The sequence below is a fragment of the Thalassotalea sp. PS06 genome (assembly GCF_007197775.1).
Classification (GTDB): Bacteria; Pseudomonadota; Gammaproteobacteria; order Enterobacterales; family Alteromonadaceae; genus Thalassotalea_A.
Window position 1 is genome coordinate 751,041 of the sequence record NZ_CP041638.1, and the last position, 12,695, is coordinate 763,735.

The 12,695-nt window shown below is 45.4% G+C and carries 9 protein-coding genes and 1 pseudogene; 4 read left to right on the plus strand and 6 right to left on the minus strand.

Annotated elements, in window-relative coordinates; translation table 11 throughout:
- The first annotated feature begins 104 nt into the window (after nucleotides 1–104).
- The gene (locus FNC98_RS03270; RefSeq protein ID WP_143579920.1) at nucleotides 105–803 is read left to right on the plus strand and encodes a hypothetical protein; all 699 of its coding nucleotides are present in this window, start codon (nucleotides 105–107) and stop codon (nucleotides 801–803) included.
- Between the two features lies 1 nt (nucleotide 804).
- On the opposite strand, the gene FNC98_RS03275 is transcribed toward FNC98_RS03270, so the two are convergent.
- Both FNC98_RS03275 and FNC98_RS03280 read right to left on the minus strand, forming a co-directional pair.
- On the minus strand, nucleotides 805–1,809 hold the full coding sequence (locus FNC98_RS03275) for a LacI family DNA-binding transcriptional regulator (RefSeq protein WP_143579921.1): 1,005 nt from the start codon (nucleotides 1,807–1,809) through the stop codon (nucleotides 805–807).
- A 94-nt stretch (nucleotides 1,810–1,903) separates the two neighbouring features.
- The gene (locus tag FNC98_RS03280; protein ID WP_143579922.1) at nucleotides 1,904–3,235 is read right to left on the minus strand and encodes a GH1 family beta-glucosidase; all 1,332 of its coding nucleotides are present in this window, start codon (nucleotides 3,233–3,235) and stop codon (nucleotides 1,904–1,906) included.
- A gap of 280 nt (nucleotides 3,236–3,515) precedes the next feature.
- Here FNC98_RS03280 and FNC98_RS03285 point away from each other — a divergent pair.
- The 3 genes and pseudogenes from FNC98_RS03285 (at nucleotide 3,516) to FNC98_RS03295 (ending at nucleotide 8,618) form a co-directional block, all read left to right on the plus strand.
- A pseudogene (locus FNC98_RS03285) lies at nucleotides 3,516–4,769 on the plus strand (sugar MFS transporter).
- 12 nt (nucleotides 4,770–4,781) lie between these two features.
- Nucleotides 4,782–7,370 (plus strand): glycoside hydrolase family 3 protein, encoded by a 2,589-nt coding sequence (locus tag FNC98_RS03290; protein ID WP_143579923.1) that lies wholly within the window; start codon nucleotides 4,782–4,784, stop codon nucleotides 7,368–7,370.
- 138 nt (nucleotides 7,371–7,508) lie between these two features.
- Nucleotides 7,509–8,618 (plus strand): glycoside hydrolase family 16 protein, encoded by a 1,110-nt coding sequence (locus FNC98_RS03295; RefSeq protein WP_260680432.1) that lies wholly within the window; start codon nucleotides 7,509–7,511, stop codon nucleotides 8,616–8,618.
- Nucleotides 8,619–8,672: 54 nt separating this feature from the next.
- On the opposite strand, the gene FNC98_RS03300 is transcribed toward FNC98_RS03295, so the two are convergent.
- The 4 genes from FNC98_RS03300 to FNC98_RS03315 are packed head-to-tail and all read right to left on the minus strand — an operon-like array spanning nucleotide 8,673 to nucleotide 12,677.
- Nucleotides 8,673–9,380 carry a DUF6445 family protein gene (locus tag FNC98_RS03300; protein ID WP_143579924.1) on the minus strand — a complete coding sequence of 236 codons (708 nt, stop codon included), beginning with the start codon at nucleotides 9,378–9,380 and terminating at the stop codon, nucleotides 8,673–8,675.
- Nucleotides 9,381–9,420: 40 nt separating this feature from the next.
- The gene (locus FNC98_RS03305; protein WP_143579925.1) at nucleotides 9,421–10,911 is read right to left on the minus strand and encodes a tryptophan halogenase family protein; all 1,491 of its coding nucleotides are present in this window, start codon (nucleotides 10,909–10,911) and stop codon (nucleotides 9,421–9,423) included.
- A complete protein-coding gene (locus FNC98_RS03310; RefSeq protein ID WP_143579926.1) occupies nucleotides 10,908–11,924 on the minus strand; it encodes a cupin-like domain-containing protein in 1,017 nt (338 codons plus the stop codon). The genes FNC98_RS03305 and FNC98_RS03310 overlap by 4 nt, the downstream gene beginning before the upstream one ends.
- Nucleotides 11,925–11,936: 12 nt before the next feature.
- Nucleotides 11,937–12,677 (minus strand): SapC family protein, encoded by a 741-nt coding sequence (locus FNC98_RS03315; RefSeq protein ID WP_143579927.1) that lies wholly within the window; start codon nucleotides 12,675–12,677, stop codon nucleotides 11,937–11,939.
- Nucleotides 12,678–12,695 lie beyond the last annotated feature (18 nt).

Sequence of the window (12,695 nt, forward strand, 5' to 3'; positions counted from 1 at the left end):
GGGTGTCATAATTGATCATGATTGTTGTTAATTTATCAGCAATCGCTACCCAATAACGACATATTTCTGTTGTTAAATGAACTTAAGTTCAGACAAGAGAAATGATGATGAAATTACCTGTAATCGCCCGCTTTGCCAGCCATTTTTTATGGTGGGCATTGTATATATTTATTGTCACTGGCATTTTGACGCATTGGGTGGCGGTTGCCAATACAACTTCAGCGGTAACGGTGTTGAATCGCCTGAGCCAGCCTTCTCATCTAATCAACGATTCCTCGACAGTGGCTCAACTAGCCGTTCAAAAGTTCGCTACGGCCGTTAATGAACAGAGCGAAAGTGAGGCCAGAGCGTTTTTTTATACCGACTCTTTTATCGGGAATAACAATGATAACCATGCCGATGGCTCCAGCACTACATCGGGTTATATCGATAACTCGACAATTGCCGGTCCGGAACCAATGCATCAGAGCAACCTTTATCGCTGGTCAGGAGGTGTATCTTTAACACTGGATCTCGACGCCTACCAGAAAAGCTTACGTTACCTGAATCCTTCAGAAACCGTGTATTTACAGGATGAGTTATTCGGCCCTGGAAGGTATCAAATCGTTAATATTATGTTGTTGAGCGAATCGGCCCTGAGGGAGTGGTTTGACAGACAGCAAAGTATGGCCGAACGGGATAAATTTTCCTGGCTAATTTTACATAGCCCATATTCAGGAAGTACAACGGAAATCCGTTACGTTATTGTTGCTCGAAAGATTACGTCTCGGTTTAATCCGCAATCAGTAAATTATCAGTTCTGAATCAGGCTTGCGGGGTCGTCAGTGAATCTCGTTCGATTAACACAGGTTTGTTATCGTATTCGAGGTTCTTTGATTTTAAACCGTAAGTCGAATTCAGTACTCGGTTGGCAGAAACCGCACCGATTTCCTTGATAGGGTTTTTGATGGTGGTCAGACGCGGATAAATAAATCTTGAAAAATACGCGTCATCGAAACCGATAATAGAAAGTTGTTGCGGCATGGTAATGCCAAGACTTCTTGCGGTAACAATCGCACCCGCTGCCATCTCATCATTACCGCAAATAACTCCGGTAAACTCAACGCCGGATTTATGAATGTGGGCTAACCCTTGTTCCCCGCTTTGTTCACTGTAATCACCGAGGTAATATAATTCATCGGCAAAGGTCAAACCGTTATCAAGTAGTGCCTGACGATGGCCACGCAAACGCTCCATGGCGTCGAGTTTCCAATCAGGGCCGGAAATATAGGCAATGCTTGTGTGTCCTGCGTCGATCATTTTCTGACAGGCAAGGTAGCCACCCTGGTAATTGTCGATAGAAATACATTGAGTTTGCAAACCTTCCACCTGGCGATTGATCAGGGTAAATAACACGCCACGTTTTTTCAGATCACGCAGATATTGATCACTGACCGCCTCAACAAACAATATTAACGCATCACAATTTCGCTGTAGAAGGAATTCAATAGAATCCTCTTCGATAGCAGCATCGGCATGACCCGCGGCTATCATCACATGCTTTTTGGCATTTCTCAGGGTTATCTCAATTTCGTTTAGAAGCATACCGTAATAGGAGCCCTGGAGCTCAGAAATAACCACACCTATTGAGTTAGAGCGTTTTGAGGCCAGTGATTGGGCGATGGAATTCGGTCGAAAGCCCAATTCTTCCATCGCTTTGAGTACCTTATCCCGGGTTTTCGGGCTGACTCTGGAACTGTCGTTCATTACCCGGGATACGGTAGCCGAAGATACTCCGGCTAACTTTGATACTTCGTAGATGGTACTCATGCGTTTTTAAATAGGCTAAAGATAAAATGAAGTGTTAAGTTAACACAGAAAAAGGTTTAGCATCAGCTAGTTTTGTAATTTGGCAAATACCAAATCAGCTTCTGCTGGTGATCAACTTGGTATAAGCTTTGCCACTTTCTTTGACGTAACGCTGTTGTGTGTCGTAGTCAACGTAAACCAGACCAAAGCGTTTGGTATAGCCTAAGGCCCACTCAAAGTTATCCATCAGGCTCCAGCCAAAATATCCCTGAACATTTACCCCTACATCTATGGCGGCATTCACGGCATTCATATGATCCTGATAATACTGGATTCGGCCCAAGTCGTTTACGACACCTGCAGTTAACTGATCCGGCATGGCGGCGCCATTCTCGGTAATGTAAATCGGCGGCAATGAATAGCGACTATGCAATTCCGATAATAACTGGGTAAATGCTTGCGGATAGATCTCCCAGCCCATATCGGTTAGTGGTACATCCGATGGTGGAATTTCTTCAAAAATACTCGTTGGGTGGGCTTTGTATACCGCACGGGTATAAAAGTTGACACCGAGAAAATCGATTGGTGTCGCAATGATTTCCATATCTCCCGATTCAATATCTGGCTTAATGCTGTCATCGAAGCTATCGATGATGTCTGGATATTTACCTTCGAAAATAGGACGACTGTACCACCAGTTAAAATAATCATTGGCATAGGCGGTTGCCTGCATGTCCTCAGCACTATCAGATACCGAGTAGCCAGGAGTGAAATTCAGGACAATACCATTCATGCTATCTGGACAGTTTTTCTGTAAAACCTGCATTGCCAGACCGTGGGCTAGCAGCAGGTGATGGGCCGATTTTCGCCCATAAGATTGTTGGCCCTTGCCTGGTGCATGAATTCCCGCTTCGTAACCCAGGTAGGAGCTACAAAATGGTTCGTTCAGGGTTGCCCAGGAATCAACTAAATCGCCAAGCTCGCGACTGATAAGGTCGGCATAGTCTCGGAATGCATACGCCGTCTGGCGGTTTAACCAACCGCCATTATCTTCCAGGTGTTGCGGCAGATCCCAGTGATACAGAGTTACGAAGGTTTTGATATTTTTGGTTTTTAATCCACGGAGCAAATTGCGGTAAAATTCGACACCTGCAGAATTCTTGCTGCCATCTTCGTTTAAAACCCGACCCCAGGCGATGGATAAGCGATAGGCATCAACGCCCATATCGGCAATTAATTGCACATCCTGTTGCCAGAGGTTGAAGTGATTGCATGCGACACTGCCATCGGATTTGTCGGCGATGGTGCCAGATTTTGCACAAAACGTATCCCAAATACATGGTTGGCGATGGTCAATGCCGCCTTCAATTTGGAACGACGCCGTTGCCACACCAAACGTAAAATCTTTCTCCAGCATTCTGGAATTTTCAGGTAAAGATAGTTTCATGTTTTCTCTTGCTACAGTTACCGCTGTGGTTTCATTGCTAGTAAGTAATCACTGTGCTCATTACTTGACCAGTTGAATGCAAAAATTGCTGCTGCATAATAAAAGCATTGCTCGTAAATTCAAAATCATGCTATAAATGAAACCGCTTACATTTGCACAAAGATTAGAGCTTTCATTATCAAAGGTCAATACTCTTTGCTGTAAATAGTCCGAAAAAATAATTAGTTAAGCAGTCAAAAAATCACAAAATTGCGGCTAATAAAACATCTGGGGAATTAACATGAATTCAACGAGCACGGCTAATCCACCTGTGCAAGCGGCTCATAGTGGCGGCAATTATCTTTTTGCACTGACATCGTTAACCACACTGTTTTTTATGTGGGGTTTTATTACCTGTCTTAACGATATTTTGATACCGCATTTAAAAGCGGTTTTTGATTTAAGTTATACCCAGGCAATGCTGGTACAGTTTTGTTTCTTTGGTGCATATTTCATTTGTTCACTGCCTAGTGGCGCACTGGTTAAGAAAATAGGCTATCAAAAAGGTATTGTGGTTGGTCTTATTATTGCTGCCCTCGGCTGTTTAGCCTTTTATCCCGCAGCGTCGATGCACAGCTATCCGGTATTTTTGTTAGCTTTGTTTATTCTTGCATCGGGCATCACCCTGTTACAGGTTTCAGCCAACCCTTACGTTACCTTACTGGGAAAAAGCGAAACGGCGTCGTCACGCCTTACCTTAACCCAGGCGTTTAATTCCTTTGGTACCACTATTGCGCCATATTTTGGTGCTTACCTGATCCTCGATAACGTTGCTTCTTCGATGGCAACGGCGGCCGAAAAAGCAGCGTCTGTGCAAATGCCTTACGTAGGTCTTGCGGCCACCTTATTAGTTCTTGCAGCGGTTTTCGCCTGGTTAAAGCTACCGAAAGTAGAGCAACAGAATGAAACTTCAGAGCCCTTATCAGGCAGTGCATGGAATTATCAACACTTAGTGTTAGGTGCTTTAGGTATTTTTGTTTATGTCGGCGCTGAAGTGGCGATCGGCAGCTTTATGGTTAACTTTTTTGGTTAAGCTAATATTGCTGGTCTTGAAGAAGCGGAAGCGGCGAAATACCTGGCCTATTATTGGGGGGGTGCCATGGTCGGTCGATTTGTTGGTGCCGGCGTGATGCAAAAAATTGCCGCCGGTAAAGTGCTGGCGTTTAATGCGTTGATGGCATGTGTATTGATTGTGGTTACGGTTATAAGCTCAGGCGAAGTAGCAATGTGGGCCATTTTATTAGTGGGTTTATTTAACTCGATTATGTTCCCGACCATTTTCTCTCTGGCATTAAATGGTCTCGGTGCTCATACCGCACAAGGCTCGGGTATTCTTTGTCTGGCAATTGTTGGTGGTGCTATTGTGCCGCTCCTGCAGGGCGTACTTGCTGATACTATTGGCATCCAATTATCGTTTATTTTACCGATTTTCTGCTATGCCTATATTTGTTACTACGGCTTGAAGGGTTCAAAGCCTGATCAGGCAAGCGTTTAATTGAGAAATATTATGACTACATTGAAAAAACATGAGAATAAATCTCGGCTAGCCTCTTTGTTAGTACTTGGCGCCACGTCTACCTTAATGGTCGGTTGTAACCAGGCTGATAAACAAGCCGTTGCCGAGCAGCAAGTTCCGCAATCAAAACCTGCGGCCATGGAACACAATATCGACGTCTGGCCAGAGCTGGATTTGCCAGTGAAAAAGGATCCAGAGATAGAGCAAAAAATCTCTGAGTATCTGGCAAAAATGACCCTGGAGCAGAAAGTTGCGCAGATGATCCAACCGGAAATTCGTGATATTACCGTCGAAGATATGCGCAAATATGGCTTCGGTTCATTCCTAAATGGTGGTGGCGCATTTCCAAATAATGACAAGCACGCGACACCTGCGGATTGGATCAAATTAGCAGAGGATATGTATCAGGCATCTGTTGATGACAGTGCAGATGGTATCGCGATTCCTACTATGTGGGGTACCGATGCGGTGCATGGTCACAACAATGTCATTGGTGCAACCTTATTTCCACACAATATCGGCTTAGGTGCGGCCAACAACGCCGAGTTGCTTGAAGAGATTGCTGCAATTACCGCAACCGAAGTTATGGTTACCGGTATCGATTGGGTATTTGCTCCTACCGTAGCGGTTGTTCGCGATGATCGCTGGGGTCGAACCTATGAAGGTTATTCCGAAGATCCGGAGATTGTTCGCGAATATTCAGCGGCCATTGTCCGTGGTTTGCAGGGCGCTGCCGATAAAGATTTTCTGGGCGATAGCCGGGTGATTTCAACCGTTAAACATTTCGTGGGTGATGGTGGAACCATCGACGGTGATGACCAGGGTAACAATATTGCCTCAGAACAAGAGCTATTCGATATTCATGCTCAAGGTTATGTTGGCGGTTTAAGTGCCGGCTCGCAAAGTGTAATGGCTTCGTTTAATAGCTGGCACGGCGAGAAAAACCACGGTAATAGATACCTGTTAACAGATGTATTAAAAGACAAAATGGGCTTTGATGGCTTCGTAGTTGGTGACTGGAATGGTCATGGTCAGATCCCAGGGTGTACTAATGACAACTGTAGCCAGACCATCAATGCTGGCCTCGATATCTTTATGGTACCAACCGATGCCTGGAAGCCGTTATATGAGAATACCATTGCTCAGGTGAAATCCGGCGAAATTCCAATGTCTCGTATCGATGACGCGGTATCTCGTATTCTTCGCGTTAAACTTCGTGCCGGTCTGTTCGATAAACCGAGCCCGGCTAACCGCCCGGTTTCCGGCAAGCTTGAGCTAATCGGCGCCGCTGAGCACAGAGCCGTTGCCCGTCAGGCAGTAAGAGAATCGTTAGTTCTGTTAAAGAACAAAGACAATCTATTGCCGCTTAATCCGACTAAGAAAATTTTATTAGCTGGTGACGGCGCCGACAATATTGGTAAGCAGTCTGGTGGCTGGACTATTACCTGGCAAGGTACGGGAAATACCAACGCAGACTTCCCTGGCGGCACTTCAATCTATGGCGGTTTTGAACAAGCGGTTAATGCTGCTGGCGGTGAAATTGAATTAGCCGCTGATGGTAACTACAAAGCTAAGCCAGACGTCGCCGTTGTGGTCTTCGGTGAAGAGCCATATGCAGAAGGTATTGGTGATATCGATAACCTTGAATATCAGCGCGGAAATAAAAAAGATTTGGCATTACTGCAAAAATTTAAAGCGGAAGGTATTCCAGTCGTTTCTGTATTTATTTCCGGTCGCCCAATGTGGGTTAACGCTGAGTTAAATGCCTCCGATGCTTTTGTCGCTGTCTGGTTACCAGGTAGTGAAGGTCAGGGTGTTGCCGATGTATTGCTAACCGATGCTGACGGTAATGCTCAGCACGATTTCGTTGGTAAGCTGTCGTTCTCGTGGCCGAAATCTGCGACGCAAACCACAGTAAACCGCAACGATGAAAATTATGATCCGTTACTACCTTACGGTTTTGGCCTGAAGTATGGCGATAACAATGTATTAGCTGATGATTTGGATGAGACGGTTGCAAAATTTGCCGATGCGGATCAACCTCTGGTGTTATTTGAACATGCAGCAAAAGCCCCTTGGGCATTAACGCTTGTTTCAGGGAATAACACATCCGGGGTAAATAGTTCAATTGTTGAGCTTGATAGCATAAAGCTACAAACCATGGATAAAGATGTGCAGGAAGATGCTCGTACCATCACCTTTGCAGGTAAAGAGACGGCGGCGGTTGCTTTGCGCAGTAACTTTGTTGAAGACTTGCGTAATTATACCGAGAACGATTCTGCGTTAACCTTGTTAGTGCGCAAGGATCAGGAGTTTAGCGACTCGGTCTTCCTGGAAATGCGCTGTGACGAAAGTGATTGTAACAAGCAGGTAGATATCACCTCAGCGATAAAAGGCTTTACTATCCATGAATGGCAAGAATTAACGGTTGATCTGCAGTGTTTTTCTCAACAAGGGCTAAATTTCGCCCGGGTGACCGTGCCGTTTGGTATTGCAACGCAAGGTAGCGGTGTGGTGTCATTTGCCAAAATTAGAATGGTGCCAAACCAAGGGGAAACAGCAAAAATTACCTGTCGATAATTGTTTGTCGGCAGGTAAATTTATAGGTGAGTATTTTGTAAAAAACAATCGCTGTAACTACTTACCTTTAATGTTCGAGGGTATGAGGTAAACCTATTTCATACCCTAACCTTTAATCATAAGTAAGAGGAATACCAAATGATTAATCACCAAGCCCGACAATACAGCTTGTTAGTGACGGTAGTATTTATGCTGACAATGTCAGGATGCGGAGGAGGAGGGAGTGAAAATGACTTGTCAGACAATAACTCTTCTACACCGACACCTGCACCTCCTCAACCATCTCAACCCGATTTCCCAACCAAAGTCGTTACCAAAAGTACTGATTGGCAGTTATTGTGGCAGGACGAATTTGATGGTCCTGAAATCAATGCACAAAACTGGCAGTTTGAACAAAACTGCTGGGGTGGCGGCAATAACGAAAAACAGTGTTATACCAATCGAGTAGATAACGCGGTTATCGAGCAGGGCAGTCTGCATATCATTGCTCGCAAGGAAACCTTTACCGGACCGGCTGAGCAAGATGATTCGCCAGATTACAATGACAATATCACTAAAACATTACCCTATACCTCGGCACGCTTGCGCTCGAAAGGTCTTAAAGACTGGCGCTATGGACGAGTCGAAATCCGAGCAAAATTGCCACACGGACAGGGAACGTGGCCAGCTATCTGGATGTTGCCCACGGATTATGTTTATGGTGGCTGGGCAGCATCTGGCGAAATCGATATCATGGAAGCAGTCAATTTAGGTGCCGCAAGCGATGCTAGCTGGGCGCAACCTGGCGATATTGAAACGCGTGTCCATGGCACGTTGCATTATGGTGGAAGCTGGCCAAATAATGTTTATTCGGGGCAGGACTTTCTTCAGAATGGGGTAAAACCCTGGGAAGATTTCCACACCTACGCCTTGGAATGGCAAGAAGGTGAAATCCGTTGGTATATGGATGATATTCACTATGCAACGCAAACCAGTGACGGTTGGTACAGTCAATACACTAATGATAGTGGTGTGGTTGTGATTGCAGAGGACACCGCACCTTTTAACCAGGATTTTCATTTATTACTTAACGTAGCTATCGGTGGTAGCTGGGCTGAAAATGTGAATGAAAAAGGCGTTGATAGTTCTATAACAGAAGCTCGTATGGTCGTTGATTACGTTCGCGTCTATCAATGTTCGAAAGATGTAGCAACGGGTAAAGGCTGTGAAGCGATTTCAGAGGAAGCGCCAATTGTAGCAAAACCGTAATCTTAACCCTACCCAAACACTTGCTTTTCAGCGGTTAACCTCTGGTTTGAATCTTTAGACGAATTCTACAAACAGGTTGCAGGTGAGTCTTCCTGTTTGTGGATTCGCGTCAATATCCCTGTCGATATCGACGATCGTAGAATGTAATAAATTTCCCGGATAAATCACTAACCGATTCGGCTTGTATTCGAGGCGTTGATATAACTCGTATTGGTCATTGCTGGCGGTAATGTACTGACTTTCAGGCTCACCAAATTGCTGCAAATGTTGTTGCCGATAGTTTTGGTAGGTCTGGAAACGGTTTTGATGGATACGTTCGAAGCCACTGGGTTTGTGTCGAAACAGGCCTGTATCGCCATGAACACCGTTATTTAAGTAAATCAATACCGCGAAATAAAAGGGACGTTCGGTATCAAAATGCGGCATTCTCTGCAAAAGTTGTAGGTTTTCCTGCTCAGTACTTAACAGCGACAGGTAAGCATCCATAGGTTTTAATCTGAGCGTTCTCGGCACCTGATAAACCTTGTATATACCTTGATATACCGCCTGTAACAGCGGTACATAATACTCGGGCGGAATTTTCGCCCGAACCCCGGGGTATAACGAAAATTTATCCGGTTCAAAGCTGATTTGCTGAGCAAGCTCCTCCAATACGGTCGATGATGAAAGAAAATCATCGATAATAATCACCGGGGTCTGCTCATTACCAACCCGAATCACCTCTGGCGTAAAATCAGCATTGATGTCGGCTATCGGTTGCATTTATCGTTACCCATCAGTGATTCGCGTATCTGTTGCTCAGTTAAGTATTTGCTGCCCGACAATAGTGCTGGATAAAATCATTGTGATCCGGCCAGCTATCGACTTTCTTGCGAACCCCATTTTTTATCTTGTTAAGAAACGCTTCCAGTTCCTTATCGCCCATCATGTCGACAATTGGGTGATACTGTTCAGGCATCAATCCCTGACCTAGCATCACTTGCACCCAGGATGACTCACCAAATAAATCATCTTGTTTTTTGAAATTGCGACCTGACTCTTTAAATAGCTTCATTCGGTGTTGCAAAGACTCTGGAATATCCATGTTTGCACAATAACGCCAGAATGGAGTATCACGGCGATCGGTCAGATGGTAATGGAGGATAATGAAATCGCGAATATTGTTAGCCTCTTCGCGGGTTTGAGCATTGTACTCATCAACATCTGACTGCTGAATGCCATGGTGAGGGAACAATTGCATCAGGCGCACAATGGCTTTCTGGAAAAGGTGGATACCGGTTGATTCCAGCGGCTCGATAAAACCGGATGCGAGACCCACAGCAATACAGTTCTTTTTCCAGTGAGTGCGACGGGCACCAGTTTTGTATTTGATCACTCTTGGCTCATTCAATAATTCGCCATCAATGTTATCAAGCAGGGTTTGCTTAGCCTCTTCATCACTCATGTATTTACTGCAGAAAACCAAGCCATTACCGGTACGGTTTTGTAACGGGATACGCCACTGCCAACCCGCATCGCGAGCGATAGAGCGGGTATATGGAACCGGACGTTCTGTGGATTTGGTCTGCACCGCAATCGCGCTATCACAGGGCAGATAATGACTCCAGTCGTCGTAACCACTGTGCAAGGCCTGCTCGATCAGCAGTCCTCGAAAACCGGTACAGTCGAGGTACAAATCACCTTCTACGGTTTTGCCATTGGCAAGATGTAACTTTTCAATGTAACCATTATCGGAATTGAGAACCACGTCCTGAATTTTTCCTTCAACTCGCTGGCAACCATGTTGCTCAGCGATATTGCGCAAGAATTTAGCGTACAGGCCGGCGTCCAGGTGATAAGCATGATTAAGATCCTGGTTTGCCATCACCGCGAATTTGCCCTCTCTGGAAGCTAGATGCTCTGGACAATAATCGCCGATGTCACCAACTAAGCCTTTTTGCAGGCCTTTTAACCAAAAGTGATGGAAACCGCAGGCCCAGCAATCCTGGCCTAGAAAACCAAATGAATGGATGTAGTCCTTGTTAACATCGCGCCAGTTTTCAAAGGAGATACCAAGCTTGAAGGTGGCATTGGTAGCCGCCATCACTTCCGCTTCATTGATGCCGAGCATACGATGGAATATATGCAGGGTTGGGATCGTGGCTTCGCCAACGCCAACGGTTGGGATCTCATCGGACTCCACAAGAGTGACTGAAATGGTTTTGCCAAGTAGTTTGGTTAATGCTGCAGCTGCCATCCAGCCGGCGGTGCCACCACCTGCAATAACCACATTTTGAATTTTTTTATCTGTCATCTTTTCAGCTTCTCTATTAATTCTGCACGGATTCTTCTTGCGGTTGATTCCTGTAACGGTAATTCTAACCGTTCATGCTTCTCGGTTGGGAAATGCTCTGGACCCACTTCATCGTGTTCAAAAATATAGTGATTGAACAGTTGCTGCCAGGCTTTTCGCTGTGCTTTTGGTAAGCTTCTTATCGAAAGAATTGCTAATAACAAGGCATTGTTGGGACGGCCCATAAACCCTGGACTATCTCGCCACCAATGGGTGACTAACATATTTATCGGATCAAGGGCTTCCACATGGTGCCACCACATGCTCGGTAAATATAATGCGTCACCAGCATCAAGTTCGGCCACCTGCGCGGCTTCAATGGCATCGGCAAACTTTGGATATTTTTGTAGATCCGGCGCTGCGAAATCGACCAGAGAAATATCCTGGCCACCCGGAGCAAAGTCCATTGGCCCCACGTACAAATTATGAATTTGATCCGGTGGGAATAGGGTAAAGCGGCGTCTGCCGACAGCCGATACGGCAATATTATGTGGAAAATCAAAATGCGCGGCGATTCGACTTTGATTACCAATCCAGATACTGGTTAGTGCCTGATGACCTTCTAAATCGATACTGTGCGCTTCTTTAAACCCAGGCAGAAAGCGGGTTACTTCCGTTGAGCCCACATACATAGTGGGCGATTCAGATTCATCCGCATGGCTTAACAGTTTGTCGAGTACCGGATTTAAATCGATTTTCGAGGCGCGATAATTAAAACCGTCAAAGGTATCGTTGTAAAACACCCGACCGTTAATCTCAGGATCACCATAACAGGCAATCACCGGATTGCCGGTGTAAAGTGTTCGCAGATAATCGCAAGCATCGGCCGCTGACTGCATTCCCGCCTCGACTAAAGGCCAGTGGCGAGCGGCGCCTTTTAAAATTAAAGGTTGCTCAGAAGCAAACACTGCCTCTGGGATATCATCCAGGGTGATACCTTCAATTTCTTTTACTTGCGAGTTGATATCCAACATAGTATTTGCTCTTTAAGCCGGTTGTGCCGCCGCTTCTAAGGTATTTTTCTTGTTTAACAAGGTACGAACATTGCTTTGCGAAGCCAATGCCATATATATCGCTTGTAAATAATTGTCCTTGTGTAAACGTTCAAGTTGTTCGTTGCTAAGGGCTGCCAGCTTGTCTTCATTAATGGTGTAAAAACCAATCATTTGATGCTTTTCACCGGTCTGTAACTGCACATCCAGGGTGAAAGGCTCTAACAATTCCATGTCAGATAATGCCTGACAAAACTGGGTACCGTCACTGACCCCAAAGTGCAGGGCTTCTAACATGTTGGCAACTTTATCCAAAAATTCACTGTTGCCACCATAAGGCAAGAACAGAGGTTCACCTTCTTCGGTGCTGACGCGTGGATTATCCATATCCATGCTTAGCATACGCTGTTGTTTTTCTTCACCATTTTCAGTGATAGTTTGCTGAGCAATTAAGAAAGGCTGGCGCATTACCGCCGCCGGAATGTAACTGGCGTGCCAGCCCTGGTCGTCTAAAAACAGGTTTTCCTGATGTTTAAAGCCGAATAGGGCAACCGGTAGGAACTGACCAGTTTCCGGATTCTTGCTGAAAAAGATTGGATAGTGGGCCTGTACCGCACGAAACTCCTGTGGAAAGGTTTGCGCGTACCAAATGTTATCGCCAAGCTCTGCACTGCGTTTGGTAATGATCTTTATGTCTTTATGTTCTTCGTTATTGACGATGACGTGTTTAGCCATGGTGTTCTCCCTTTTCGG